Below are 26,448 nucleotides of genomic sequence, written 5' to 3'. Positions count from 1 at the left end.
TGGTTCGTTCACTTTTGAGGCGAGGCGAAGCGAAGCGAAGCTTACGCGAAGAAGCTCCTGAGTCCGGCAAGGTGGTATTTCGAGTAACCGTGGACCGCTTCCCGGATGGCGTCCTCGTCCTCGAAGCGGGCGAGGGCGTTCACCATCGCCCTGACGAAGCCCTGGTAGATCTGGTCCAGGTTGAACCGCATCACCTCGGTCACCGAGAGGCATGGGTCGAGGGCGCGGAAGTGCTCGATCGCCAGCGCGATGAGGCGCTCGACGGTCTCCTCGAAGAACCGCTCGTACCTGGAGCCGCCGGCGCGCCCCAGGAGGATCACGACGCGCAGCCTGTTCTCGATGCAGAAGCGGAGGAGCTCCTCGGAGATCAGGTGGTAGGCGGCCGTCGGCGGGAGCGCCCGGACGTCCTCCACGCCGTCGAGCGCCTTCACGCGGCGGCGCAGCAGGAGCGTGAAGGCGCGGGCGAAGCCGTCGTCGACGATCCCGTAGAAGAGCGCGTCCTTGTTCGCGAAGTACCGGTAGATGTTGCCCGTCGAGACGCCGGCCGCCCGGGCGATCTCGGCCATGGTCGCGCTCTCGTACCCCTTCCGCGCGAAGATCGTCAGCGCGGCGGAGGTGATGCTCTCCTGGACGTCGTCTTTGAGGTACTGCGCCATGGCGAATAATGAACGTGTCGTTCGCTTATAGCGATGGACGGCGGCCCGTCAAGCGAGCGGGTGGATCACGGCCTCAGGGGTCGACGGTGCCTTCGAGGATCGCGCGCGGGCCGTCGATGAGCATGAAGCTCGCCTCCTCCTCGCCGACCCTGGCGAAGAGGGCCTTGATGCCGTCGCTCACATCGGGGACGTCCTTTGCGGCGTGGGCGTCGCTGCACGCGGCGTAGTAGTAGCCGGCCTCGAGCAGCTGCTCGGCGGCCCGGCGGGGGGTGCGCCCGTACTTGCCGGTGAGCGCCGCGACGTCGAGGAGGAGCACCGCGCCCGCGTCGAGCAGCGGATCGAGCGAGGAGATGTCGTCGAAGACGGGCTCGTAGCGCTCCGGGTGGGCGATGACGGGGCGGAGCTTGCGGCGGCTGAGATCGAAGAGCCGCTCCGCGGCCCGGGCGGGGAAGCTCCGGGTCGGGAACTCGACGAGCGCGGCGCGGCCGCCCGGGAAGGGGAGGGCGCTGCCGTCGAGGAGGCGCTGGAAGACGATGTCGTCGAAGAAGTGCTCCGACGAGAGATCGAGCGCGGGCAGGTCGCGCGCGCCGGCCGCGGCCCGCAGCGCGGCGCAGGTCGCGTCGTAGGCGGCCTTCAGGCCCTGCCGGGTGTTGTCGAACATCCCGGGGCGCATGTGCGGCGTCGCCACGACGGTGTCGAACCCGGCGCCGCGGAGCGCGGTGAGGAGGGCGAGGCTCTCCTCGACGGTGCGGGCGCCGTCGTCGACGCCCGCGACCCAGTGGGAGTGCAGATCGATGAAGCCGCGCATCGTCGCTCCGAACTTAGCAAAGTTGGCCGCCCGCGTGCGCTGCGACCATCCTTCGCGTCGAGGAGGTGTTCGTGTCGCTCTCGTTATCGAACCAGCAGCTTGTGCCTCAGCTCGCGTCGGACGGCTGCGCTGGCGGCCAGCGCGGCGGCAGGCCGGGGGGCCGCGCGGAGCGCCCGGTCGATCCCGGCGCGCCCTCGGTCGAGCAGGGCACACCGGCCCAGGATGAGGGGATCCCCACCTCCGAGCGGCGGCGCCGCCGCAGCGAGGATCCGGTCACCGCGCTGCACTACCAGCTCTCGACGACCCGCGCCGAGGCGAACCTGGACGTCGTGGTCCTCGTGGACGACAGCGGCTGCCTCGTCGCCGGGGCGGGCGCGTGGCCGGCGTGTGAGGAGCTCGCCGCCTACGCCCCGCTCCTCGCCAACCCGGACGCCGTGCAGAGCGCGGCGGTCGGCTCGCGCATCGCCACGCTCACCGCCGACGTCGAGGTCCAGAGCCTCTCGGTGTCGGGCGGCGAGGTGCTGCTCTGCGGCCGCGGCGGCACGGCGGAGCGTGGCGCCTCCATTGCCCGGGCCGCTGCGGGGTGCCTGCGCATCCTCCGCGCCGCCTGAGCGGCCGCCGGGCGCTCGCGCCCCCCCGGTTCGTGCTACAAGGGGCCGCGGCCTCAGGTCGCGCGCAATGCCCGGCTCGCTCGCACCCCCTCGGAACAGCCCGCCCGCCGCCGACGCGTCCCTTCAGGCAGACCACGCCGGTCTGGCCCCGTTGCTCGCCTCCCGCAGGGTGATCCTCTGCGTCGGCTGCGGCGGCGTCGGCAAGACGACAACGACCGCTGCGCTCGGCCTGGCCGCCGCCCGCCGCGGCAAGCGCGTCCTCTGCCTGACGATCGATCCGGCGCGCCGGCTGTCCCAGAGCCTCGGGCTCGAGGAGATGACGACCGAGGCGCAGACGATCGAGCCCGCCCGCTTCGCCAGGGCGGGGGTCGACGTGCCCGGCTCGATGACGGTCATGATGCTCGACACGAAGTCGACCTTCGACGGCCTCGTCGCGTCGCTCGCCCCCACGCCCGAGCAGCGCGACCGGATCCTCGGCAACGTCCTCTACAAGTACATCTCCACGTCGCTCGCGGGCACGCAGGAGTACATGGCGATGGAGAAGCTCTACGCCGTCAGGAGCGACCCGAGCTACGACCTCGTCCTGCTCGACACGCCGCCCACGGCGAACGCGCTGGATTTCCTCGACGCGCCGGAGCGCCTCGTCGGCGCCATCGACGGCGCGGCCACGCGGTGGTTCGTGCAGGCCTTCCAGAGCTCCGGCAAGCTCTCGCTCAACCTGCTGGCGCGCTCGACCGCCGCGGTGCTGCGGGGCATCGGCAAGCTGACCGGCAGCGGCTTCCTCGAGCAGATCGCGGCGTTCATCAGCGAGATGAACGCGGTCTTCGGCGGCTGGAAGCAGCGGGCGGACGCGGTGGCGTCGGCGCTCCGCGGCCCCGACGTGGCGTACGTGCTCGTGACGACGCCCGATCCGCTCTGCGTGCGCGAGGTGCTGTACTTCGCCGATCGCCTGCGCGAGCAGCAGATGCACCGCGACGCGTTCGTCGTGAACCGCGTCCACCCGGTGTACGGCGCGCTCCCCGGCGTCGGCGAGATCGCCGCCGCGCTCGACGGGAGCAGCCTTGCGCTCTCCGCCGGCGCCGCGGCGCGCCTGCTCCAGGCCGCCAAGGACGAGAGCCGCATGGGCAAGCTCGATCAGCTGAACCTGATCGCCCTCGAGGCGGCGCTCGAAGACGAGCAGAGCGCCGGCAGCGTCCGCGTCGACGTCCCGGCGTTCCCGTACGACATCCACGACGTGGCCGGCCTCGCGAGGATCGCCGACGTGCTGGCGCCGCTGCCCGGGGCGGCGGGGTAGCCAGGGGCAGCTCGTCGGTCCTTCCGGCTGCCCCGGGGTGACGCGGAACGGCCCGTGAGGAGGCAGCTGGGCTGCCCCCCCCCGGCCTACCCCCGCCGCCTGCGCTCCTTGTACTTCACGCGGACCGGCACGCCCTCCAGCGCGAACGCCTGTCGGAGCTGGTTCGCCACGTAGCGCCGGTAGCTGAAGTGGAGCTTGTCGGGATCGCTCGCGACGACGACGAACAGCGGCGGCGACGTCTCGGCCTGCGTGACGAAGAACAGGCGGGGCGCGCGCCCGCCGTGCGTCGGCGGCGGGTGCGTGAGCAGGATCTGCTCGAAGAAGCGGTTGAGCTCCCCGGTGGGCACGCGCTTCCGGTAGGCGTCGGCCACCTGGGCCACGCTCTCGATGAGCTTCGCCACGCCGCGCCCGCTGCGCGCGCTCACGTGCGCGATCGGCGCCCACGGCACGAACGAGAGCTTGTCGCGGGCGTCCTGCTCCGCCTTGGCGAGCGCCTTGCGATCGAGCAGATCGATCTTGTTGAGGCCGATCACGACGCCGCACCCGCGATCGACGGCGAGGCCGAGGATCTTCGCGTCCTGCTCGGCCACGCCCTCGGCCGCGTCGCAGAGCAGGAGCACGACCTCCGCCCGCTCCATGGCGCGGATCGCGTGGATCACGCTGACCGCCTCGACGGCGCTGTCCTCCTTCGCCACCTTGGACTTGCGCCGGATGCCGGCCGTGTCGATGAGCAAGAACCGCTTGCCGTCGCGCTCGGCCAGCGTGTCGATCGGATCGCGCGTCGTGCCCGGCTGCGCGTCGACCAGCATGCGCTCCTCGCCCGCGATGCGGTTGACGAGCGACGACTTCCCCGCGTTGGGCCGCCCGATGATGGCGATGCGGAGCGCCCCCTCGGCCGACTCCTCGGGCGCCGCGGGCTCCTTGGGGAGCGCCGCCTCGATGGCCATCTCCAGATCCGAGATGCCGCGGCCATGGAGGGCGCTGATCAGGATGAGCCGCTCCATCCCGAGGCGGTACAGCTCCGCCGCCTCCACCTCGGCCTTCGGCGAGTCCGCCTTGTTGGCGACGTAGATCACGGGCTTGCCCGCGCGGCGCAGCAGGCCGAGCTCGGCGTGCTCCGACGGCGTGACCGGCGTCACGGCGTCGAGCACGCACACGATGACGTCGGCCTCGGCGATGGCGAGGTCGATCTGCCGCTTGATCCCCTGCCGCATGGGATCATCGCTCTCGGGGTCGAACCCGCCGGTGTCGACGAGCGTGAAGCGCCGTCCCCGCGAGGTGACGTCGCCGTAGTGGCGATCGCGGGTCACCCCGGGCTCGTCGTGCACGATCGCGACGCGCTTGCCGACAAGCCGGTTGAACAGCGTGCTCTTGCCGGTGTTGGGCCGCCCGACCAGCGCCACGATCCCGGCCGACGGGGGCGGCGCAGGCGCATCGGCCGCGGCGTCCTCGGCGGCCGCGATGACCTCCTCGGCCAGGTCCGCCGCGAGCTCCTCCCTGTCGTGCGCCGCCTCGTGGCCGATCGGCTCGGCGAGAGCGCGGGCCTTGCTCGGGCCTGAACGGCTGCCCTTCTTCGATCCGGCGGCGCTCTTGCCGGGCGCCGCCGCCTTCTTTCCGGGAGCAGCAGCGCCCTTGCGGGGGGCCGCTGCGCTCTTTCCGGGAGCGGCAGCGCCCTTGCCGGAGGCGGCAGCGCCCTTCCTGGGAGCGACGCCGCCCCTCTTCTTCTCGGTCTTCTCGGGCGCGTCGCCCTTCTTCGCCGTCCGCCCGCCTCCGGCGGCTCCCTGGCTGCGCTTGTTCGATCTGGAAAGGGCTGGCTTTGCCGCGCTCACGAGGTCTCTCCCTTGTTGTAACCGAGCTCGTCCAGCCGCTCCCGCGACTCGCGCCACTCCGGCGTCACCCGGACCCAGAGCTTGAGGTTCACCTGACGGCCGACGAGCTCCTCTATCCGGAGCCGAGCCTCCGTGCCGATGCGCTTCAGCTGCTCCGCGCCGGCGCCGATCAGGATCTTCTTCTGCCCGGGCCGCTCCACGTGGATGGTCGCGTCGATGTGCAGCGCGCCCTCGCCTGTCGGCTCGACGTAGCGCTCGATCTGCACGGCGCTCGCGTGGGGCACCTCGGCCTTCGTCGCGCGCAGGATCTGCTCGCGCACGTACTCGGCGGCGAAGAAGCGCGTCGGCCTGTCGGTGAGCTCATCGGGCGCGAAGCCCCAGTCCCCCTCGGGGCAGAGCTTCGCCACCTCGTCGAGCACGCGCTGGATGCCGTCCTCGCGCAGCGCCGAGATGGGGACGATCGCCGCGAACTCCCGGACCTTGGCGAACGCGTCGAGGAGCGGCAAGAGCAGCGCCTTGTCCCGCATCCGGTCGACCTTGTTGAGCACGAACACCACCGGCGCCTCGCTCCCCAGGTCCGCGAGCAACGTCAGATCGCTCGGGTGCGGCGCGAGCGGCGGGCCGTCCTCCCCCTCCTTCACGCGCCGCGGCAGGCGCGCGGGATCCGGCGCTTCGGTCACGAACACGATCACGTCGGCGCCCCGCGCCGCCTCGCGCGCCGCCTGGTTCATCACGCGCCCGAGCTCCGTGCGCGGCCGGTGCAGGCCGGGCGTGTCGAGCAGCGCGATCTCCGCCGGGCCGTGGTGCACGACCCCGAGGATCGCGTCGCGCGTCGTCTGAGGCGTCGGCGAGACGATCGCGAGCGGATGGCCGAGCGCCGCGTTCAGCAGCGTCGATTTGCCCACGTTGGGGCGCCCGACCAGGGCCACGCGCCCGGATCGCCTCGGCAGCGAGGCGTCGGTCTCCTCCGCCCGCCTCGGCTCGGCCGCCTTCCTGCGCTGCTGCTGCGCGGCGCCTCGCCCGCCTGCCGTCCGGCCCGTCCGCTCAGGGAGCTGTCGCCCCTTCGCGTCGCCACCAGGGCGGGATCCACGCCCCGCCTGGCCGCGGGCCGCGCCGGACGAGCGCGCCGTGGGGCTTCGCTTCTTGCTCGTCCGGGGCTCTTCGCCGGACGGCGCTCCCCGGCGGCTGCCTTCGCTACCTTTCTTGGCAGGACGGGGGCCACCGGCGGCCGGGGCGGGCTTCGGCGCCTGCGGGCGCGCTTTCGCGCCCTGGGGCGCGCTCTGGGGACGGGCTTTCACCACGCCGCGCGCGATAGCAGACGCCCAGGGGGGCTACAAACGCTTCCCCACGATCCGTGGTCACGCGCGCGCGAAGGCGGTAAGGGGATGCCCTGCATGTCGAGCGTCCACCGAGGGGACCCACAGGGCGGAGCCCCGCCCGCCGCCCCCGACCCGCACGCGAGCGGAGCCCCGCCCCGCGCCGAGGTGCCCCCTCTCGAGGCGCGCTCGGCTGAGATCGGTGACGCGCCGGCCATGGACCGCGGCCGCGCGGCCGCCGGGAGCGGGCGCGCCGGCCTCGCGAGGCTCGCGGCCGTCGCGCTCGCGGCCCTCGCGCTGCTGCCGCTCATCGGCAAGAGCGGCATCTGGGACCCCTACGAGCTCGACCGTGCCGACCTGGCCCGCCGCATCGCCATCCACGTCTTCGGCGCGCGCGGCGTGGATCTCCCGGACGCTCCCGGGCAGCTGCCGACCCTGACCGATCTCGGCATGGGAGAGCTCGGGTTCACCTCGATGGCGCTCGGCTTCCGCGTGTTCGGTCTGCACGACTGGGCCGGGCGCCTCCCGCTCGCGCTGTGGGGGCTCGCCGGCGCGCTCGTGCTCTACGAGTTCCTCGCCCGCCTCGTCGATCGAAGGGCCGGCCTGTACGGCGTCGCGGTGCTCGTGACGATGCCGCTCTACGTGATGCAGGCGCGCACCCTGCTCGGCGACATCGTCACGATGGCCGCGCTCACGATGGCGTTCTGCGGGCTGACCGGCGCGCTGCTCGAGGGCGGGCGAGGGGCGCAGCGCGGCGCCCTGCTCGCGCCGGCCGCGTGGCTCGCCGTGGGGATCCTCGGCGTCGTGGCCGGATACCTCAGCCGCGGCCTGCTGATCGGCGTCGCCGTCCCCGCGCTCGGCGCCGGCCTGACCTGGCTCCTGCTCCGGACGTCCGGCGCCTGGCCCGCGCCGGAAGGCCGGGGGCCCACGCCGGGCGACCTCGTGGGCGCCGCCGCGCTGGCGCTCGGCGTCGCGGCGGCGGCGCAGGGCGCCCTCGTGCTCGCGAGCTCGAGCGCCGGCGAGCCGCTGCCCCGCGCCCTCGGCGTGGCGCTCCTCAAGAAGCCGCCCGTCGAGTCCACGTTCGATCTCACGCTGCGCCAGCTCGGCCACGCCCTCTTTCCGTGGAGCGCCTTCCTGCCGTTCGCCGTCGGCCGGCTCTTCCGGGCCCCCGCCGCGGACCGAGCGGGCGAGATCGCCGCCCCTCTCCTCGATCGCGAGGCCGGCGTCCGGATCGCCCTGATCGTCACGTCTGCGCTCGCCTACGGCGCCTTCGCGGTCCTCGCGCCGCACGCCGGGGCGCTCCCGTTCAGCGGCCCCGCGCTCCTCGCCGCCATCGCCGCGCTCGCCATCCGCGATCTCGAGCGCGGCGCCCCCTCCTCGCGAGCGCTCGCCGTCGGCTGCGCCGTGCTCGCCTTCGTCCTCTACCGCGATCTCGTCACCTCACCGGACAGGGCGCTCAGCGTCTTCTCGGTCGACAAGCCCGTCTTCCCGAAGAGCTTCGAGGGCGAAGCGGCCTCGGCGATGCGCCTCGTCCTGCTCGCGTTCGCCGGCCTCGTCTCGCTCACCTGGTTCGAAGAGCAGCCCCGCGAGCTCGATCGCAGCTTCAGCGCGTGGGCGCGGCGCGTCCTCGACGAGGTGAACGCCGGCGCCGCGGAGCTCGCTCGCATCTGGAACGGCAACCTGCTCTTCCTGCTGATCGTCCTCGAGGCGGCGCTCGTCGGTGTCGGCGCGATGCTCTTCGTCGGCAAGCGCATCGGGTGGGGCACCGTGGCGAGGATGCCGAACCACCTCGCCGCGTACGGGATGAACGCCTGGTGGGCGCTGCCCATGCTGATGGCGGCGAGCCCCGTGCTGCTCCTCGTGGCGCGCGACGCGTTCCGCCACGCCGTCGCGCGCGCCTCCCTCCCGCGCGCCGTCGGCACGCCGCTCGCCGGCCTCGTCGCCGGCTTCGCGCTGAGCTTCTGGTACTATCCGGCGCTCGCGGCCCAGCTCTCGCCGAAGGAGGTCTTCGCGTCCTACGAGTCCCTTCGCAAGCCCGGCGAGCCGCTCGCGATGCTCGGCGTCCGGAGCCGCACGGCGGCCTATTACCAGGGCGGCGAGGTCACCTCGTTCACCGATGTCCTGCAGGCGTTCGACTGGCTCACCGCCGCGGGGAGCTCGGGGGACGGCGCCGCCGCTCCGGTCGCCCCCGCCGCTCGCCGCTGGCTCGTCGTGAAGTCCGACGATCTGCCCCGGTTGAACAGCCTCTTTCGCAAGCGCTACCGGCGCAACCTGCCCGTCCTCGACGGCCGCTCCAGCCAGATCCTCCTTGCGTCGAACGAGCTCGGGGGCAGGCCGAACGAGAGCTGGCTCGGCCGTATCGTCCTCGACGAGCCCGCCGCGCCCGAGAACCCGCTCGACGCGATGCTCGAGGATCAGCTGGAGGTGCTCGGCTGGGAGCTCACCGACGACGACGGCCAGAAGGTCTCGAGCGTCGTCCCTCAGAAGAGCTACCACCTGCGGACGTACTTCCGGGTCCACCGGCCGATCACCGGCAACTGGAAGATGTTCGTTCACATCGACGGGTTCCAGCGTCGATACAACGGCGACCATCCCGTGATCGAGGGGCGCTACCCGCTGAGCCTGTGGCAGCCGGGCGACGTCGTCGTGGACGACCACGAGCTCCGGCTCGAGCCCAACTTCACCCCGGGCGACTACACGCTCTACTTCGGCCTCTTCGCCGGTGAGACGCGCTTTCAGGTGACGCGCGGGCCGGAGCACGAGGACCGCATCCGCGGCGGCGTCATCCGCGTGCGGTGAGCTGCCCTCGTGGGGATCCCGACGCATGCGCGCGCTGCGCGCCTCGTCCCGCGCGGCCCGGCGACGCACGCGTGCTCCTCCTCGTCGAGCGCCCTCGACGCGCGTGCGGAAAGCGGCTAGTCGCAGACTCATGACCGGGGGCCGTCGGGACTCAAACCATCCGCCCGACGCGCCGGGCGGTACGCCGCCGTCCTGCGCGCAAGCCGGCGCCTACGGCGACGCGCATCGCCCCGGCGAGGACGCCGAGCTCGAGGTCCCCGCCTCGGATTCGCTCGACCGACGCTCCTCCGAGCGCCTCGACGTCACCTGGCTCGTGGACTGCGAGACCGACGACACGTTCCTCTACGCGTCCATCACCAACATCTCGGAGATGGGCATCTTCGTCCGCACGACGCAGCCTCTCTCGATCGGCACGCGGCTCACGCTCCGCTTCTCGCCGCCGGGGACCGACGGCTCGTACGTGCTCGAGGGGACGGTGCAGTGGATCAACGAGGTGCGCCCCCTCCACGACAACCCGAACCCGGGCATGGGGATCCGCTTCGTCGATCTCACGCCGGACGATCGCGAGCGCATCGTCGGCACGATCAGGACGATCGCCTACATCCGCGAAGCGCCGGTGAGATCGAACTGACGCTGGCGCCGCCGCGGCGCGCGGTGAGGTCGAGGCGCGGCGCCGGGGACGGCGGAGGCGCGGCCGCGCCGGCGCCCGCAATCCGTCAGCGGGACGTCGCGGCGTCGGCGGGCGCCGCCTGCGCGGGGCCCGCTGCACCTTGCTCCTCGGCGTTGCGCGGCGGCGCCGCGGGCATCGCCGCCTTGGGCGCAGCGCGCCGCGCGGCCGCGGCGGGGGCGGCGGCCGCCGGCGCCGAGTTCTGCGCCTGCGCGCCGGCGGCGTTCGCCTCGAGGTCCGCGAGCTGCTGCTCGGCGCGGTCGCCGTAGCCCTTCGCGGAGCGCAGCGCGAGCAGCAGCTCGCGCGCCTTCGCCGTGTCGCCGGAGGCCTGGTAGCACCGGGCCGCTTCCCACATCGCGGCGTGCGCGGACGGCGTGCCCGGGTACTGCGCGCCGACCTCGTCGAGCTTGCCGACGGCGGCCGCGCAGCCCGACTTGCGTTGCAGCGCTTGCGCCTCGTGGAGCGCGGCGCTCGCGCCGTCGTCCGCGGACGCACGCGCGCTCTTCTCCTTCGCCGCCTCCGCCCTGGGCGCCTCCGCCTTGGCCTCGGCCGAGCGCCGGCCGTCGCCTTCCTCCATCGCGACGGCCGCGGGGGCAGGCGTGGCGGCGCGGGGCGCCTCGTGCTGATCCAGCGACGCGGGCTGGCCCCACTCGGTGACCCGCACCGGCGCCACGCCCGTCTTCGGCCGCAGCAGCAGCAGGCTCGATCCGATGACGAGCACGAACAGCGCCGCCATCGCCAGCTGCGGCCGCATCGCGTGGCTGCCGGCCCAGGCCAGCGCGCGGAGCGCCTTGCGCCGGAACGGCGTCTTCTTCTGCGCGACCTCGACGGCGTCGAGGATCCGCGCCTCGAGCTCCTCGCTCGGCTCCTCGAACGGCAAGGCGCCGACGTTGCGGGCCGCGCGCAGCCCCGCGAACGCCGACGCGCACCGGGCGCAGCCGTCCATGTGCCGCTTCATGGCCGCATACGTCAGCTCGTCGAGCTCGTCGTAGAGCGCGTCCATCACGTGCTGGTCGAACTTCTCGCAGTCCATAGACAGCTCTTCCGGAGCGCTAGCGCAGCGCCCTCGCGTAATCCTCGTACTCCGAGAGGGCGTCCTGGAGCCGCTCCAGGGCGTAGCGCATCCGGCTCTTCACCGTGTTCTCGGGCACCCCCACGATGTGGGCGATGTCCTTGAAGGGCACGTGCCCGATCTCCCGGAGCAGGAAGACCTCCCGCTGCTCGTGCGGGAGACCCTCGACCGCGCGGACGATGCGCTGCCCCATCTCGGTCCCGATCGCGACCCGGTCCACCGCGGCCTGGGGCGCCGGGTCCGCGGTCCGCTCGCCGAGCGTCGGGCCGTCGCCGCCCTCCCCGGAGCCCTGGTCGAGCGACGGGTGGCGCCGGAGCGACATCTTGCGCAGGTGATCGATGCAGACGTTGCGCGCGATGGCGAACGCCCAGGTGGTGAACCTGGCCTCGTGCTTGAAGTCGGAGGCGCTCTGCACGATCTTCACGAACACATCCTGCACCAGATCCTCGGCGATCGCAGGCCCGCGGACCTGTCGCAGGATGAAGTTGTAGATGGACGTTTTGTGCCGCCGGACGAGCCCGGCGAACGCCGCGCGGTCGCCGCCCTGGAAGCGCATCATCAGCGCTTCGTCCGTGACCTCCTCTCGAGAAATCGGGACCATCCTAGCTCCCGGAGCGGCCGAGCCTCTGCGGCGCTCCTTCGGCGGCCCGGGCGGCGGGGTGTTCGCGGCGGCGGCCGCGGCGTCGGATCGGACGCGCGGCGCGGCCCGAAGATCTGAGGAGCACTCCTTCCCCTGACACAAGCGCACCTTAGCGGATCCGCCCCCGAGCGAGCGAGCCCCCTTCGCCCGCAGCGGCCGCGGCCGGGGAAGGGCAGGGGGATGGGCGCGCGCTGACCTCTACGCGCGCCGCGAGCGACGGGAGCCTGCGCCGGGGGACGAGCAGGCGTCCATGTCGTTGCGCTCGGAAGCCCGCCGCCACTAGACTCCCCGGCACCGGGCGTGAGGTCGCCCCCCTCTGCCGACGAGGGTTCAACCACGAGGTTACCTTTCGATGCGACTTATCAGGATGCTGGCTGTGGGGGTGGGAGCCTCGTTCTTGATGTCGATGCCCGCCTTCGCGCAGGCCCCGGGCGGCGCGGCGGGCAAGGCCGCCGCTCCCGCCGCCTCCGTGGCGCCGGCGGCCTCCACAGCGCCGGCTGTCCCCGCAGCGCCCGCGCCGGGCAACGGAGCGCAAGCGGCTCCTGCGCCCGCTTCCGCGACGGTCGCGCCGGCTGCGGGGGCGGCGGCGCCCGCCGCGACGGTCGCCCCCGCTGCGGGCGCGACGGCGGCGCCCGGCGCGACGGCTGCCCCGGCGAGCGCCCCGGCTGCGGGCGCGGCCGCCGCTCCGGCGATGGATGGTCCGACCTACGCGGTGCGGCTGCGCGATCTGGAGCAGCGCATCGACGAGCTCAAGGAGCAGATCCGCCGCAGCCACACGCGGCTCTCGCTGCTCAGCGACACGATCCTCTCCGGCGGCGGCGCCGGCTCGCGCGCCTCGATCCGCTTCAACAACGAGCTGTCGTCCGCGTTCCGCGTCACGCGTGTGCTGATCGTCCTGGATGGCGCCGTCCAGTACAACAAGACCGATCAGTCGGGCGCCCTCGCCGAGCAGACGGAGATCCCGATCTTCAACGGCTCCGTCCCGCCGGGGGATCACACGCTCCAGGTGCTCGTGAACCTGCAGGGCAACGGCTACGGGGTGTTCTCCTACCTCCGGGGCTACCGCTTCGAGGTGCGCTCCAGCCATTCCTTCACGGCGGTCGAGGGCAAGACCATCAACCTTCAGGCGGTCGCGTTCGAGAAGGGCGGCGTCACGACCCCGCTCGAAGAGCGGCCAGCCGTCCGGTTCGTCGAGAAGATCGTGAGCGGCCTCTCGGATGCTCCCGGGCAGCCGTCCGCCGCCGCGGGTGGGAAGTAGGTTCGAGCTCGTTAGGACAAGCCACCATGACCTGGGACACCGGATCGCGGGTACTCCCTGCCTTGCTTGGCGTGCTCGCGCTCGGCGCGGCGACGACCGCGGCCCCCGCCGACGCGTGGGCCCTGGACGCTGAGCGCGCCTACACGAGCGCCTCTCAGCAGATCGGCAGCGTCACCTCCGGGCTCGGCGCCATCCAGGCGGCGATCCACAAGTCCCGCGGCGAGCAGCGCACGCCGGCCCAGCGCATCGCGGATGCCCAGCTCCTGATGGGCTCCAGGGATTACGAGCGGGCGGCGAACGTGCTGAACCAGGTGGTCGAGAAGTACCCCGACCATCCGACGGCGTTCCCGGACGCGCTCACGCTGCTCGGGGAGACGTATTTCCGCTCGAAGCAGTACCTCTCGGCCCGCCGGGTCTTCCAGCGGATCGTCGCGAGCGGCGCCGAGCCGCGCTTCGCCACCTACCAGGCGAAGGCGCTCGGCCGGCTCGTGGACATCTGCCTCCGGATCAAGGACTACGACGCGCTCGACGCCGTCTTCGCGTCGATGAACAGCGTCCCGGCCTCCACGGCGGGGAGCGCCCTCGCGTACGCGCGCGGCAAGGGCCTCTACGTGAAGAAGGACTTCGGCGGCGCGAAGGCTTCGCTCGGCGCGGTCGACCCGCAGAGCGAGTACTTCCACCAGGCGAGGTACCTGCTCGGGCTGATCGCGGTGAAGGAGGCGACGCCCCCGCCCGAGCCGCTCAAGGAGGGCGAGGCGCCGCCGGCGGTGCCCAAGACCCGCTACGTCGCCGCGATCGATCTGTTCCAGAAGGTGACGCAGCTGCCGGCCGACACCCCGGAGCACCGGCGCGTCATCGACCTCGCGTGGCTCGCGATCGGGCGGCTCTTCTACGAGGCCGACCAGTGGTCCCAGGCCGTGCAGGCCTACGGCCACATCGACCGCGTCTCGCCCGAGTTCGGGACGATGCTCTACGAGCTCGCGTGGGTGTATGTCCGCCTGGGCGACGTCGATCGCGCCCAGCGATCGCTCGAGATCCTCGCGATCGCCGAGCCGGACAGCCAGAACATCGCGGACGGCTCGCTGCTCCGCGGCGACCTGATGCTGCGCGCGGGCCGCTTCGAGAAGGCGCTGAAGGTGTACGAGGGGGTCCGCGCCACCTACGACCCGATGCGCGCGCGCGTGGACGCCTTCCTCGGCTCGACGAGCGATCCCGCGGTCTACTACGACAAGCTGAGCCAGGAGCAGATCGAGGCGCTCGACACGACCACCTCGCTCCCGCCGCTCGCGGTGCAGTGGGCGCGCGAGGCCGAGGACGGCCCGGCCGCGTTCGCGGTGATCGACGACGTCAACCACTGCCGCGAGCTGATCAAGCAATCGAACGAGCTCATCGAGAAGCTGAACGCCGTCCTCAGCTCGCCCAACCGGGTGCGCGCGTTCCCGGAGCTCAAGGCCGGCGAGGAGAAGGCGCTCGCGCTGCTCAACCGGGTCGCGCTGGCGCGCCTCGCGCTCGGCCAGGGCATGGATGACGTGGAGGACGACTCGCTCTCGGGCGAGATCGGCGGCGCGCGCGCGAGGCGCAGGGCGCTGGAGAAGCGCCTCGCGCGGGTGCCCGTCACGGACGGCGACTTCCAGGATCGCGAGGCGCAGGCGCTCAAGCAGTGGAACACCCAGTCGCAGCGCCTGCAGCAGCTCACGCTGCAGATGGACTCGCTGCAGGCGACGGTCAACGGCCTCCGGCGGCTCCTCCGCGATGGCCCGCACGCCGGGGTCGTCCGGGATCCCGCGAGCATCGCCCGGTTCGAGATCGAGCTCGCCCAGAACGAGCGCGACCTCGCGCTCTACCGCCAGCAGGCCGACGTGCTCCGCAAGCAGGTCAGCGCGGGCCGGGTCCAGGTCGGCTTCGGCGATCAGCGCTTCATCGAGGACGCGCAGGTGCGCAAGGCCCACCGCGACGCGTTGACGCGCGAGGTGGAGCTGGCCGCGGCGGGCGCCGGCGGCGCGGAGCTCGCGGCGTACGCGCAGCGCATCACGCCGGTGCTCCGCGCCGGCGACGCGGCGGACGCGAGGGTCGAGGCGGCGCTCCGCGACATCGAGGGGGAGGTCGCCCAGAAGTCCGCGGGGCTCCGGCAGATCGTCGGCCGGGAGACGGCGAACGTCGTTCACTACTCGGTGCAGCTCGATGGGCTCGACCGGGAGGCGCGCCTCGTCGTCGGCGAGGTCGCGATGCGAAACTTCGGCCTCGTCCGCGACCGGCTGAAGAACATCATCCTGCGCGCCGACGTCGGCATCACCGAGGAGGCGTGGGAGGTCCGCGAGGAGCAGATGACGCGCGTTCGCAGCCTGCAGGTCGAGCGCGCCCGTGAGGATCGGGTCCTCAAGGAGGAGCTCAACGAGGTCCTCGACGACAGCGGCGATCCGGAGGACGAGAAGTGAGCAAGGAGCGTGGTGGCGCGAGCGCGCCGCAGATCTCTTTCGCGCCGCTCGGCGCTGCGCGAGCGGGGCGCCGTCGCCCGCGCGGCGCGCTCGGGTTTGCCAGCCTTGCCCTGGTGCTGGCGGTCGCGCCGCTCGCGCTCTCTCAGCCGGGGGGCCAGCCAGCGCCGGCGGCGTCTGCCGTCCCCGCGGCTGCGCCGACCACGCCTGCGCCTGGCGCCACGGCTGCGCCGACCGCGTCTGCGCCTGGCGCCACGGCGCCGGCTGCGCCGGCGGTGCAACCCTTCGCGCCGCCGATGTCGGTCGGGCGCAAGCAGGCGCCGCCGCCTCCTCCTCCGACGCCGGCCCAGCTGGCGGCGCTCGCCGCGCTCGAGAAGGAGGCGGCCGCCTACGAGAAGGCGGCGCGCGACTACCGGAGCGCCATCACCCGCATCGTGCAGCACCACTACGAGGACAGGCGCCGCCGCATCCTCTCGTCGCTCGACCGCGAGATCGAGATCGAGAGGAAGGGGCTCCGCGACGCCCGGGAAGAGGCGATCCGCCGGCTCGAGGTGTTCGTCGAGCGCTACAGCGGCCCCAACGCCCACCCCGAGAACACGCCCGACGCGATGTTCCGCCTGGCCGCGCTCTACGAGGAGCGCGCGCGCACCGACAACGACGCGAGCGAGGATCTCAGCGTCGCGCTGCTCCCGGCCATCGCGCTCTACAAGCGCGTCATCCGCGAGTTCCCCCAGTACCGTGAGCTCGCCGGGATCTATTACTACCTCGGCCATGCGCTGAACGATTCGGTCCGGTTCCCCGAGGCGCAGCAGGTGTGGCGCTCGCTCGTGTGCCACGACAAGTATCCCTATCCCGTCGAGACCGACCCGAAGGATCCGACGCGCGACACCATCGGCAAGCTCCCGCAGGACCACGACAGCGATTACTGGACCGGCTGGGAGGCGCGCCACCCGACGCCCATCGGGTCCACGCCGGGCGGCCGGGCGCTCCCGCGCAAGGGCGCGCGGGGGCGGGCGCCCGTCACCGAGGACGAGACGGCGTACGTCGATCCGTATCCGGACGAGTGCCAGCCGATCCCGCAGAAGACGGCGCTCGGCGCGGAGCCCCGTTACATCGCCGAGGTCTGGTGGCAGATCGGCGACTACCATTTCAACGAGATCGACCGCGCCGGCGGCCCGTTCAACTACAACAGGGCGGAGTCGGCGTACCGGCAGTCCATCAAGTACAAGAAGCCCCCTGTCCACGGCGTCGCGATGTACAAGCTCGCCTGGACGTACTTCAAGCAGCAGCGTTACGAGACCTCGGTACGCCAGTTCATCGAGCTGCTCCGCTACACCGACGAGCAGGAGAAGCTGACGGGCGATCCCGGCGCGGATTTCCGCGCGGAGGCGTACACCTACATCGCCGGCTCGCTCACATACCTCGACTTCGTCGGCCCCGGACCGGACGAGCCCTACGTCCCGCGGAACGACGTCCTCGACGTCGAGACCGACCCGCGCATGGCCGAGCAGAAGATGCGGATCGCCATCGAGCGCGTCCAGGATCCCAAGCTGATCCCGCAGGATCAGAAGTGGACGGTCGAGATCTACAAGGCGCTCGCGCTGGAGTTCAAGGAGCTCAATCAGTATCGGAACACGCTCGAGGTGAGCGAGATCCTCCTCAAGAAGTGGCCGATGCACCGCGACGCGCCCGTGATCCAGAACCAGATCGCGGACATCTACGACACGCTCACCTCGCAATCGCGCGAGGGGACGGCCGAGCGGGCGATGAACTCGGCGAAGGCGCTCGAGGCGCGCACGAAGCTCGCCCAGTACGTCGGGACGACCCCGTGGGTCGAGGCGAACAAGGACGATCCCGAGGCGATCCAGACCGCCGAGCGGCTCGTGCGCGGCGGGCTGCGCCGCGCCGCCGCCGATCACACCAACGCCGGAAGCGCGCTCGTGCAGCAGGCGCTGACGGTCGGCGACAAGGAGACGCGCGACCCGATCTTCGAGCGGGCGCTCGGCGAGTACCGCCTCGCCGCGCAGGGCTGGGCCGGCTACCTGGCCCAGGACGAGAACGCCCCGGACGCGTACGAGAGCCGGTACTGGCTCGCCGACGCGCACCACATGGTCGTTGTCATCACGGTGGCGATGGATCGCTCGCCCGCGACGCACGAGATCGAGCAGGCGAGGAGCTCGGCGGTCGGCGTGCGGGACTCCAACGAGGACGACAAGTACCTGCAGCCCGCGGCGTACATGGTCGTCGACACCGCCCACCAGGCGCTCCTGGATCGACACAAGCTCTTCCAGCGAACGAGCGGCGCCGAGGGCATCGAGCCGCGCGAGAAGGTCAAGATCGTCGGCGAGGGCGACCAGCAGCGCGTCGTCGCCGAGCCGCTGCCCCCCCAGGTCCAGGCGGCCGTCACCGCGCGGGACGAGTACATCCAGCGGGTCCCTCCCGTGCTCGACGCCCCGAAGAACATCGACCTCTACGCGTTCCAGGCGGCCGACTACTACTTCCTTTACGGCCAGTTCGCCGAGGCGCGCAAGCGGATGGAGCCCATCTACGAAGCGCAGTGCGGCAAGACGGAGTTCGGCTACAAGGCGTGGGAGCGGCTCACGACGATGTCGAACCTCGAGAACAACGTCGAGCAGAGCCGCAAGCTCGCCGAGGCGGCGCTCACGCGGAGCTGCGCCGTCAGCGAGGAGCAGAAGCTGAAGGAGGGCGACATCGCCCGGCCGACGATCTCCCGCGGCTATTACATCGACGCCGCCCGGGCCTTCGAGAAGGCCGAGAAGATGCCGGACGGCCCCGCGCGCGTCGCCGCCTGGCGCGAGGCCGCGGCGCTCTACAAGGTCGCGCTCGAGAAGGCGCCGGCCCGCGACGAGGCGCCGGAGGCCGCCATGAACGGCGCTTACTGCTACAAGCAGGTGGGCGACTACGACCAGGCCATCGCGATGTACTCCCTGTTCATCAAGGAGTACGGCAGCGAGGAGAACCTGTCGAAGCTCGAGAAGGGCGATCCGGGCGCGAACCCTCCGAAGAGCCCCGATCCGAAGCGCTACGCCGACCGGGTGAAGTACCTGAAGCAGGCCTACGACGCGCTCTCCGCCGCGTACGTCCTCTTCTTCAACTACCGCAGCGCGGCCGAGACCTACGACACCATCGCTCGCAACGGCCGGTTCGAGCAGGCGGCGCGCCGGGACGCCGCCAGGAACTCGGTGCTGCTCTACGCGAACATCGGGGAGCGCGACAAGATGACCGCCTCGCGCGCCACCTTCATGAGCCTGAACCCGCCCCCCGAGCAGAAGGCCGACATCGATTTCCTCGTCGCCTCGGCGGACCTGAAGGCCTGGGACGAGCGCGGGGCCGACGAGGGCCCGAACCGCGCCGCCCGGACCAAGGCCACGCAGTCGATGGAGGCCTATTACGCGGCCAACAAGAACAACCCGGCCGCGAGCGGGTATGTCGTCCAGGCGGCGTACCATGCATCCAAGATGCGCGCCGCCGGCGGCGATCCGAAGGCGCGGGACTGGTGCAAGAACACCATGACGGCGTTCACGTCCTTCCGGAATTCGGCGACCGGCGACAAGGTGAAGGCCCTCGGCTCGGTGCAGGCCGACATGGCGGCGGAGTGCGCCTACAAGGCCATCGACGATCGCATCAAGGCCGAGTTCGATTACGACACCGGCCATCACCGCTACGAGGGGGTCATCGATCAGGTGAAGCGGGCCTTCGAGGCGGATATCACCAAGGCCAACGACAGGTACTGGAAGGAGCTCCAGGAGGTCATCACCGCCTACGAGTCGCGGCCGTGGTCGGTGGCCGCGCGCGCGCGGCAGGGCTCGCTCTACGATTCGTGCCGCACCGGCCTTTACAACGCCCGCCCGCCGGGGCTGAAGCTGTACACGGACAAGGAAGAGAAGCTGCTCAAGCTCGCCGAGACGAGCGATCGCGAGGATCTCCAGGAGACGGCCGACGCGCTCCGGCAGAACCGGCGCGAGCAGTGGCGCGCGGCGCGCGAGCGGCTCCTCAACGATGCCGACAAGGCGATGGTCAAGTTCTACGTCGAGTCCGTCGTCTGGGCGAAGGCGTGGAAGGTCCGGAATCCAGCGGTCGACCTCGCGATCCAGCGGCTCGCGTTCTTCACGGACATCCTCGGCGACGCCAAGCTCCGCGAGTGGAGCCAGGGGGTCATCGATCCCGAGACGAAGCGCCCGTTCGAGTACAAGGATGGCCTCTTCCTCCGGACGCGGCCCGGCATGACCCCGCCGCTCGCGCCCGACGGCCTCCCCCTGCCCCTGCCGGTCGTCCCATGATGCGCCGCCTCCCTGTCACCCTCTTCGCCAGCCTGCTCGCGGTCATGTCGCCGTTCGCCCTCGCGTCCTGCGGCGAGGAGGCGACGCCGCCGCCCAAGGTGCCCACGGTCCCAGCGGGGCCCGCCGCGACCGCGCCCGCCCAGGCGCCGTACGGCATGAACGACATGCCGAGCTCGGCGCGCCCCTACGATCTGCCCGCCCAGACGGCTGCGCCGGCCATGAACGCCCGGGCGGCGGCGTTCTATCAAAGCGGCCTGCAGGCGTTCGCGACCGGGGATCTCGTCAACGCGAGGGCCCAGTTCGGGCAGGCGACGCAGGCCGATCCGCGCGCGCACCAGGCCTTCTATTCGCTCGGCGTGGTGCAGGAGCGGCTCCGCGACGCGGGCGCCGGCGCGAGCTACCGCCAGGCCTTCACGATCGTGCCGGACTACGAGCCCGCCATCATCGCGTACGCGATGCTGCTCGCCAGGAAGAACCAGCTCGGCGAGGCCGAGCGGCTCCTGAACGAGAAGCGCGGCCAGATGCCGAAGTCGGCGGCCGTCGCGGCGACGCTCGCGGAGGTCAAGTCGCTCCAGCGGGATACCGGCTCTGCCCAGCGGATCGCGCAGGAGGCGCTGAAGATCAACCCCGACTACCGGCCGGCGATGGTGATCATCGCCCGCGATCACTACAGGAACCGGCGCCTCGATCTCGCGCTGTACGCGCTCCAGGCGATCCTGGACGGGTTCGAGCCGGTCAGCGAGAACCCGCCGCGCGACAGGGACAACGCCGAGGCGCTGCTGCTCCGCGGCCTGATTTACCGGGAGCAGGGGCAGCGCGCCGCGGCGATCGAGGAGTTCCGCAAGGCGGTGACGCGCCGCCCCGATCTCGTCGAGGCGCGGGTGCAGCTCGCGACCTACCTGCTCGAGGCGGGCAACGCCCAGGAGGCGCTGCCGCTCCTCGAGGGCGCTGTCCGCTTCGATTCCGAGCACGTCGCCGCGCACCTCAACCTCGGGGACGCGTACCGCCTGATCGAGCGCTACGCCGACGCGAAGCGCGAGTTCGACTGGGTGCTCGCCCGCGACCCGAACCTGGCTCAGGTCCACTACGACCTCGGCCTGCTCTACCTGTTCGCCCCCGCCGTCCCCGGCATGACGCCGAAGCAGCAGGTGGCGGAGGCGATCAAATCGCTGACGAGGTTCCAGGAGCTGCGCAACAAGGGTCAGCGAGACGACTCGGAGGAGCTCCTGAACCGCGCCAAGCTCAAGGAAGGGGAGCTGAACGCGGCCGCCGCCGCGGCTCAGCCCGCGGCTCCTCCTCCTGCCGCCGCGCCGGATGGAGGCGTCGCCGACGCCGCGACCGACACGTGAGGGAGACCATGAGCATGTACAAGGCACTTGCGCTGGGTTCGGTCCTGCTCGCGATCCTCGGCCACGGCGCGCCGGCGAGCGCGCAGGAGAAGGGCAAGCAGCGCGGGGTCATCACGCTCGCGGAGGTGACGATCACGGGCCGCATCCAGAAGCCCATCGCGGCCGTCGACGTCAGCCGGATCCAGCCGAAGCTCACGCTCGCCGAGCTGCGTCAGCCGTTCCTGGACCGCATCGAGCAGGCGATCTTCAAGGAGCCGTTCTAGGCGGCCGGTGTGTCCGCCGTCGCCGTGCTCTTGAGCGCGCTGTCGATCGCGTCGAGCGCCGCCTGCGCCGCGATCTCGTGGAAGCACCCCGCGCAGGTCGCGCGCGCGACCGGCGGCGACCTGATGTCGCTCGCGCGCTCGCTCCGCGCGCTGCCCGGTGAGGCGCGGCTTTTGGAGCTCGCGAGGCGGTCGCCGCCGGAGAGCTGGGAGCGCCGCCTCGCGCTCGAGGTCATGGCCGCCGCCGACCCGCACGCGAAGATCGCGGCGGCGAACGAGCTCCTTGCCGAGATCGAGCAGCGGCTCGACGCCGGCGCGGGGTGGCCGCGCGCGGCGGCGCGCCTGTCGGCGCTCGCCGCGCTGCTCCTCGCCACGCTCTCGTACCTCGCGCAGGCCGGGCCCTCGGTCATCGCGCTCGTCCTCGGCGCGGGGGGCGCCGGCGCGATCGCGTCCGCGGCCGCTGGGGGGGCCGGCCGCGCCGCTGCCGCGCGAGGTCGCGAGGCGATCGACGCGCTCGTGCGGGTCGCCCTGGAACCACTCGATAGCGCCGATAGCGCCGATAACGTCGATAGCGCCGATAACGTCGCTGGGGTCGGGGCCCTCCGGCGCCCTTCCGGATCGCCCCGACGCTCTCGCCGGGCGCCCCGGTGAGCGCGGCGCGCTCTCCTGGACCGCCCCGAGCTGTCCGTGTACCCTCGCAAATTATGGTGCCCTCCGCTGCGCGGCGCGTCGCTCGCGGACCCGGGCCCGGGGCCTGCCGGGCCCCGGAGCGCGGCTCCGCGAGCCGCGCGCGATCGCGATCGGCGCCCGCTTCGTCCCCCCTCTCCCGGAGCCCTTTGGAATGACCCAGCAGCACCCGCACCCCACCCCGTCGCGCCCCGGGCAGCCCGGGCAGATGACCGCGGTCATGCGGGCGGTCGCACCGGTGACCGGCCCGAAGGTCCTCAGGATCGGCCTGGTTCAGGGGGGGAAGGTGATCGAGGAGCGCGTCATCAAGCAGCGCACCCACGTCACCATCGGCCCCAGCGAAAAGAGCATGTTCGTCATCCCGAGCAAGAGCATCCCGCCGAATTTTCGGGTGTTCGAGCTCGTGGGGGGCGAGTACTCCCTCAATTTCCTGGACGGGATGACCGGTCGGGTCGCCTTCAAGGGCGGCGTCTCCGAGCTCTCCGCGCTCAAGTCGTCCGCCAAGCGCGTGGCGGTCGGCAATGTCCAGGCCTACCAGGTCCAGCTCAGCGAGGAGGCGCGCGGCAAGCTCGTCGTGGGGGAGACGACGTTCCTCTTCCAGTTCGTCGCGCCGCCGCCGGTGCAGCCCAAGCCGCAGCTGCCCGTCTCTGTGCGGTCGGGGATCGCGAACGACATCGACTGGACGACCACGATCATCGCCGCGTTCTCGTTCCTGTTCCACTTCGGCGCCGTGGGGTCGATCTACTCCGACTGGATGGACCCCGTTGTCGACGATGAGATCGACGTCGCGCAGCTGCTCGAGTCCGTGAAGCAGCTGCCCCCGCCGCCGGTGGAGCAGCCGAAGGAGGACGTCGAGGCGCCGGCCGCGACAGCGGCGCCTGCTGTCGAAGCGCCCAAGGCCGCTGGCGGTGGGAACAAGGGGGCGGCGGCTGCCAGCCCGGGGAAGGGCTCTGGCGGGATGAGCGACGCGCGCGCGTCGGCGCTCTCCAACGAGCTCGCGCAGCTCGACATGCAGATGCTGGGCGCGCTCAACTCGAGCGGGAACGCGACCGCCAGCGTCCTGAGCTCGGGCGACGTGCCCACCGGCTTGCTCGAAAACGCGGCCGCCTCGGGGGCCGGCGTCGGCAAGGGCGGTGTGGCGGGATTGAACATGGGCGGCGCCGGGGGTGGCACTGTGCGACCTGGCGCGGCCGGCGGTGGTGGCCTCGCCACGATTGGCAACACCGGGACCAGCGGCCCTGCGACGGCCGGCTCGGCACAGACGGTCAAGGGGCCGGTGGGCAACGCCCAGGTGGGCGGCGCCGCGGTCTCCGGCGGGAGCGTCTCGAACGCGCCCTCCGTCGTGGCCGGGATGACCGCCGGCTTCCGTCGTTGCTACAACAAAGGTCTTCAAGAGGACCCGAGCATGAAGGGGTCGGTCCGGATCACCGCGAAGATCGGCCCCAACGGCGAGGTGCTCTCGGCGACCCCCTCCGGCGGCGGCGGGCTGTCCGGCACGGTGGTCTCGTGCGTCGTCGCGCGCGTCCAGAGCGCGCAGTTCGCGCCGCCCGAGGGCGGCGGCGCGACGGTTGTGATTCCTGTCACTTTCGTGAGCCAATAGCCCCCGATGCTTTCCGGGTCCGTGGACAAGACGCAATCCTCTCTCCTCGCTTGCACGTGAATGGCGTGCTGACGTCGCGCATCGAACCGGGGAGAGCGCCGTACGGGTGCTCCCGACGGACGCGCGCTGCTGGCTGCTCGGCATGTTCATTGCGTTTTGACAATTACGTCTACCCGCACCTATACTGCGCGGGTCTGACTTCCGGAGGCTTCGATGAAGCGTGAACAGATCCCTGGCTTCGCCGCAGTGGCGCTGATCTCGGTCGTGGTCGGCCACGGGATCGCCGCTGCGCAGGCGCAGACGGCGCCTCCGCCGGACGCCTCCGCCGGCCTCGCGCGTCAGGTGACGCTCTCGCCCGCAGAGCAGCTCGCGCAGAGCGAGACCTACCTCGCCCGGATGGACGGAGCCCGCACGTCGGTTCGTCGCCAGCTGGAGACGGCCCGGTCGCAGCGTGACGTCGTGAAGACGCTCTGTCTTGACGACAAGCTGAATCAGATCGATGTCGCCATCCGCTCCGCCCGCGAGCGGCGGCAGGGCCTGGAGCTCGCCGTGAACCGGCGTGACGTCGATCTCTCCAACCATGAGTTCACGATCCTGACGGTGCTGCGGCAGCGGACCGAGCAGCTGACGGCCGAGGCCAACCAGTGCATCGGACAGGAAGCGGGCTTTATCGGCGACAGCGCCGTGACGGCGACGATCGATCCGAACCTCCCCAAGGACGATCCCTCCGAGTATCCCGTCAGCCAGATCATCATCGAGCCGCCTGCGTGCAGTAGCTGTTTTCGGTAGGCGACCGCCTCTCTCGGATTGCCACTGCCCAATAGGCGATGAAACTTCGTGAAACCATAGCCGCTGCCGCAGTCACACTCACTCTGTCCCCGGCGTTGGCCCTGGCGCAGGATCAGCCGTGGCTCAAGGATCGGCGCTACACCGAGGGCATCGGGATACGCACCGGCGATCTCGAGCTGCATCCCGGGGTCGCTGCGGAGTTCGGCTATGACTCCAACTTCTTCCGCCGGGACGAGAGCGACGATGCTGGCCTCGGTGATGAGGGGCCTGTCGGCTCGTTGCGGCTCCGGATCACGCCGTCGTTTTCGCTCTCGACGCTGAGCCAGCAGCGCCACGAGGTGACGCCCGACGCGCCGCCGCCAGACGTCGAGTTTCGCGCCGGCATCGCCGCGACCTATGAGGAGTTCTTCCCGGTATCCGGCAGCGAGGTAGGGAAGGACCGGCTGAGTGATCAGCGGAACATCGGCGGCCTGCTCGACGCCAAGCTGACGATCCTGCCCCGGCGCCCCTGGTCCGGGATCCTCGATGCGTCGCTCGGCCGGACCATCGCCTCTTCGGATCTCGGGATCTCCAACCAGAGCTTCCGGCGCGTCCACGCCGACGCGGGCGCCGAGCTCGTGTGGACGCCGGGCGGGGGGCTGCTCGACTGGCGGCTAGGCTATCGCTTTCTGGGCACGTTCTTCGAGGTCGATGAGTTCGACAGCCTGACGAACTTGCACCACACGATCCGGACGCGGGGCCGCTGGCGCTTCTTGCCCCGCACCGCGCTCATCTACGACGCGTCGCTCGGGTTCGTGAATTACCCGAACCAGCCGAGCCCGCCTGCCCAGCTCTCCTCTCATCCCCTGCGCGCGCAGCTCGGTATCAACGGCCTCGTGACATCGTCGTTCGGTCTCCTCGCGATGGCCGGCTGGGGCGCGAGCTTCTACACGTCAGACGGCCAGGCCGAGGTGCACGACTTCGACAGCGTCATCGGCCAGCTCGAGCTGAAGTGGTACCTGACGCCGAACCCGTCGGCCGATCCCGAGGCGGCGACGCTCGCGCTGTCGTCGCTGTCGGCCGGATTCACGCGCGATTTCCACGACAGCTATGTCGCGAGCTACTACGAGCGCAATCGCGGGTACCTCAAGCTGACCTACTTCTTCGGTGGGCGCTTTCTCGTGATCGCAGATGGCGGCGTGGCAGCAAACGTGTATCCCGAGATCCCGGAGAGGAGCGGCAGCGTCACCCTGCCGCACGGCCCCTGGACAGATGTCCGCATCGATGCCTCGCTGTTCGGCGAGTACCGGATCGGGGACTCGCTGGGCATCAACTCGACGCTACGTTACGGCAACAACATCAGCAGCACCGCGCTGACGACTCCCGACCAGTCAAACGTCAATCCCCCCGACAACCACCTCGGATGGCAGCAGTTCGAGGCGTACCTGGGCGTGCGCTGGTTCATGTGATGCGGCGTCCTGGCCGGTGGACCGCCGCCGTGCTCGCGCTGGCGCTCGCCGCGTGCTCCTCGCGAGCGCCCCAGCCAGCGAACCTGCCTGCGCCGGTGGAGGCGACGACCATCGGGGTCGGCGACGTGTTCGAGCTCCGCATCGTCGGAGAAGACAAGCTGCCCTCGACGTTCACCGTCGCGCCGGATGGCACCGTCGACTTCCCCTACGTGAAGCGGCTCAAGGTGTCGGGCCTCGAGCCTCAGGAGGTCGCGGAGCTCGTGCGCGCGAAGCTCATGGAGGGGCAGGTCCTCACCGATCCCAGCGTGAGCGTGAGCATCAAGGAGTACAACTCGAAGCGGGTCGAGGTGCTCGGCGAGGTGCAGAAGCCCGGGTCCCTGCCGCTCCAGCCCGGCATGACGCTGCTCCGCGCCATCTCGATGGCGGGGGGGTTCAACAGCATCGCGGACAAGGATCGGGTCACGATCCGCAGGAAGTCTCAGGGCAAGACGGTGTTCACCACCGTCTCGGTCGAGGACATCATCGACAACAAGATCCCCGATGTGCCGCTCCAGGCAGGGGACTCGATCCACATCGCCCAGCGCGTCTTCTGAGCGCGCGGGCGCCGTCCGCCACCTCTCGACCGAGGTGGC

Annotated in this window: 20 protein-coding genes; 14 read left to right on the top strand and 6 right to left on the bottom strand. The window is 71.5% G+C overall.

What is annotated here, in order from left to right:
- Positions 1-41 precede the first annotated feature (41 nt).
- Together WMF44_RS32140 and WMF44_RS32135 are read right to left on the bottom strand one after the other, a co-directional pair.
- On the bottom strand, positions 42-656 hold the full coding sequence (locus tag WMF44_RS32140) for a TetR/AcrR family transcriptional regulator (protein WP_437293864.1): 615 nt from the start codon (positions 654-656) through the stop codon (positions 42-44).
- 73 nt (positions 657-729) lie between these two features.
- Positions 730-1,464: a tyrosine-protein phosphatase gene (locus WMF44_RS32135; RefSeq protein ID WP_437293863.1), complete on the bottom strand. Its 735-nt coding sequence runs from the start codon at positions 1,462-1,464 to the stop codon at positions 730-732.
- A gap of 71 nt (positions 1,465-1,535) precedes the next feature.
- On the opposite strand from WMF44_RS32135, the gene WMF44_RS32130 reads away from it, so the two are divergent.
- Both WMF44_RS32130 and WMF44_RS32125 read left to right on the top strand, forming a co-directional pair.
- Positions 1,536-2,075 (top strand): hypothetical protein, encoded by a 540-nt coding sequence (locus WMF44_RS32130; RefSeq protein WP_437293862.1) that lies wholly within the window; start codon positions 1,536-1,538, stop codon positions 2,073-2,075.
- Positions 2,076-2,226: 151 nt separating this feature from the next.
- Positions 2,227-3,369 carry an ArsA family ATPase gene (locus tag WMF44_RS32125; RefSeq protein WP_437293861.1) on the top strand — a complete coding sequence of 381 codons (1,143 nt, stop codon included), beginning with the start codon at positions 2,227-2,229 and terminating at the stop codon, positions 3,367-3,369.
- Between the two features lie 86 nt (positions 3,370-3,455).
- On the opposite strand, the gene der is transcribed toward WMF44_RS32125, so the two are convergent.
- Together der and era are read right to left on the bottom strand one after the other, a co-directional pair.
- The gene (gene der / locus WMF44_RS32120) at positions 3,456-5,198 is read right to left on the bottom strand and encodes a ribosome biogenesis GTPase Der (protein ID WP_437293860.1); all 1,743 of its coding nucleotides are present in this window, start codon (positions 5,196-5,198) and stop codon (positions 3,456-3,458) included.
- Positions 5,195-6,127 (bottom strand): GTPase Era, encoded by a 933-nt coding sequence (gene era, locus WMF44_RS32115; RefSeq protein ID WP_437293859.1) that lies wholly within the window; start codon positions 6,125-6,127, stop codon positions 5,195-5,197. The genes der and era overlap by 4 nt, the downstream gene beginning before the upstream one ends.
- 603 nt (positions 6,128-6,730) lie before the next feature.
- On the opposite strand from era, the gene WMF44_RS32110 reads away from it, so the two are divergent.
- A complete protein-coding gene (locus WMF44_RS32110; protein WP_437293858.1) occupies positions 6,731-9,313 on the top strand; it encodes a glycosyltransferase family 39 protein in 2,583 nt (860 codons plus the stop codon).
- Positions 9,314-9,443: 130 nt separating this feature from the next.
- The gene (locus WMF44_RS32105; RefSeq protein WP_437293857.1) at positions 9,444-9,944 is read left to right on the top strand and encodes a TIGR02266 family protein; all 501 of its coding nucleotides are present in this window, start codon (positions 9,444-9,446) and stop codon (positions 9,942-9,944) included.
- Positions 9,945-10,029: 85 nt separating this feature from the next.
- Here WMF44_RS32105 and WMF44_RS32100 read toward each other — a convergent pair whose 3' ends face one another.
- Both WMF44_RS32100 and WMF44_RS32095 read right to left on the bottom strand, forming a co-directional pair.
- Positions 10,030-11,013 (bottom strand): zf-HC2 domain-containing protein, encoded by a 984-nt coding sequence (locus WMF44_RS32100; protein WP_437293856.1) that lies wholly within the window; start codon positions 11,011-11,013, stop codon positions 10,030-10,032.
- Positions 11,014-11,032: 19 nt separating this feature from the next.
- Positions 11,033-11,653 (bottom strand): RNA polymerase sigma factor, encoded by a 621-nt coding sequence (locus WMF44_RS32095; RefSeq protein WP_437293855.1) that lies wholly within the window; start codon positions 11,651-11,653, stop codon positions 11,033-11,035.
- A gap of 391 nt (positions 11,654-12,044) precedes the next feature.
- On the opposite strand from WMF44_RS32095, the gene WMF44_RS32090 reads away from it, so the two are divergent.
- From WMF44_RS32090 to WMF44_RS32045, 10 genes are all read left to right on the top strand, one after another.
- The gene (locus tag WMF44_RS32090; RefSeq protein ID WP_437293854.1) at positions 12,045-12,950 is read left to right on the top strand and encodes a hypothetical protein; all 906 of its coding nucleotides are present in this window, start codon (positions 12,045-12,047) and stop codon (positions 12,948-12,950) included.
- Positions 12,951-12,976: 26 nt separating this feature from the next.
- Positions 12,977-15,385 (top strand): tetratricopeptide repeat protein, encoded by a 2,409-nt coding sequence (locus tag WMF44_RS32085; protein ID WP_437293853.1) that lies wholly within the window; start codon positions 12,977-12,979, stop codon positions 15,383-15,385.
- A complete protein-coding gene (locus WMF44_RS32080; RefSeq protein WP_437293852.1) occupies positions 15,382-19,683 on the top strand; it encodes a tetratricopeptide repeat protein in 4,302 nt (1,433 codons plus the stop codon). Before WMF44_RS32085 ends, WMF44_RS32080 begins: the two co-directional genes overlap by 4 nt.
- Entirely contained in the window at positions 19,680-21,032 is a 1,353-nt protein-coding gene (locus WMF44_RS32075) for a tetratricopeptide repeat protein (RefSeq protein ID WP_437293851.1), read from the top strand. The genes WMF44_RS32080 and WMF44_RS32075 overlap by 4 nt, the downstream gene beginning before the upstream one ends.
- A gap of 8 nt (positions 21,033-21,040) precedes the next feature.
- On the top strand, positions 21,041-21,295 hold the full coding sequence (locus WMF44_RS32070) for a hypothetical protein (protein WP_437293850.1): 255 nt from the start codon (positions 21,041-21,043) through the stop codon (positions 21,293-21,295).
- 9 nt (positions 21,296-21,304) lie between these two features.
- On the top strand, positions 21,305-21,943 hold the full coding sequence (locus WMF44_RS32065) for a hypothetical protein (protein WP_437293849.1): 639 nt from the start codon (positions 21,305-21,307) through the stop codon (positions 21,941-21,943).
- Between the two features lie 190 nt (positions 21,944-22,133).
- On the top strand, positions 22,134-23,579 hold the full coding sequence (locus WMF44_RS32060; protein WP_437293848.1) for an AgmX/PglI C-terminal domain-containing protein: 1,446 nt from the start codon (positions 22,134-22,136) through the stop codon (positions 23,577-23,579).
- 213 nt (positions 23,580-23,792) lie between these two features.
- The gene (locus WMF44_RS32055) at positions 23,793-24,368 is read left to right on the top strand and encodes a hypothetical protein (RefSeq protein ID WP_012238568.1); all 576 of its coding nucleotides are present in this window, start codon (positions 23,793-23,795) and stop codon (positions 24,366-24,368) included.
- Positions 24,369-24,463: 95 nt separating this feature from the next.
- Positions 24,464-25,816, top strand: a complete 1,353-nt coding sequence (locus WMF44_RS32050; protein WP_437293847.1) for a hypothetical protein — start codon at positions 24,464-24,466, stop codon at positions 25,814-25,816.
- The gene (locus WMF44_RS32045; RefSeq protein ID WP_437293846.1) at positions 25,816-26,409 is read left to right on the top strand and encodes a polysaccharide biosynthesis/export family protein; all 594 of its coding nucleotides are present in this window, start codon (positions 25,816-25,818) and stop codon (positions 26,407-26,409) included. Before WMF44_RS32050 ends, WMF44_RS32045 begins: the two co-directional genes overlap by 1 nt.
- The last annotated feature ends 39 nt before the right edge of the window (positions 26,410-26,448 follow it).

This window comes from Sorangium sp. So ce426 (genome assembly GCF_051475585.1).
GTDB classification, from domain to species: domain Bacteria; phylum Myxococcota_A; class Polyangia; order Polyangiales; family Polyangiaceae; genus Sorangium; species Sorangium cellulosum_B.
The sequence above is the reverse complement of the archived record's forward strand: the minus strand, read 5'-3'. Positions and strand labels throughout refer to the sequence as shown.

Coding starts and splice junctions, on each gene's coding strand:
- WMF44_RS32140 (WP_437293864.1), bottom strand. CDS start 656: ATGGCGCAGTACCTCAAAGACGACGTCCAGGAGAGCATCACCTCCGCC.
- WMF44_RS32135 (WP_437293863.1), bottom strand. CDS start 1,464: ATGCGCGGCTTCATCGATCTGCACTCCCACTGGGTCGCGGGCGTCGAC.
- WMF44_RS32110 (WP_437293858.1), top strand. CDS start 6,731: ATGGACCGCGGCCGCGCGGCCGCCGGGAGCGGGCGCGCCGGCCTCGCG.
- WMF44_RS32105 (WP_437293857.1), top strand. CDS start 9,444: ATGACCGGGGGCCGTCGGGACTCAAACCATCCGCCCGACGCGCCGGGC.
- WMF44_RS32100 (WP_437293856.1), bottom strand. CDS start 11,013: ATGGACTGCGAGAAGTTCGACCAGCACGTGATGGACGCGCTCTACGAC.
- WMF44_RS32095 (WP_437293855.1), bottom strand. CDS start 11,653: ATGGTCCCGATTTCTCGAGAGGAGGTCACGGACGAAGCGCTGATGATG.
- WMF44_RS32090 (WP_437293854.1), top strand. CDS start 12,045: ATGCGACTTATCAGGATGCTGGCTGTGGGGGTGGGAGCCTCGTTCTTG.
- WMF44_RS32085 (WP_437293853.1), top strand. CDS start 12,977: ATGACCTGGGACACCGGATCGCGGGTACTCCCTGCCTTGCTTGGCGTG.
- WMF44_RS32075 (WP_437293851.1), top strand. CDS start 19,680: ATGATGCGCCGCCTCCCTGTCACCCTCTTCGCCAGCCTGCTCGCGGTC.
- WMF44_RS32070 (WP_437293850.1), top strand. CDS start 21,041: ATGAGCATGTACAAGGCACTTGCGCTGGGTTCGGTCCTGCTCGCGATC.
- WMF44_RS32060 (WP_437293848.1), top strand. CDS start 22,134: ATGACCCAGCAGCACCCGCACCCCACCCCGTCGCGCCCCGGGCAGCCC.
- WMF44_RS32055 (WP_012238568.1), top strand. CDS start 23,793: ATGAAGCGTGAACAGATCCCTGGCTTCGCCGCAGTGGCGCTGATCTCG.
- WMF44_RS32045 (WP_437293846.1), top strand. CDS start 25,816: ATGCGGCGTCCTGGCCGGTGGACCGCCGCCGTGCTCGCGCTGGCGCTC.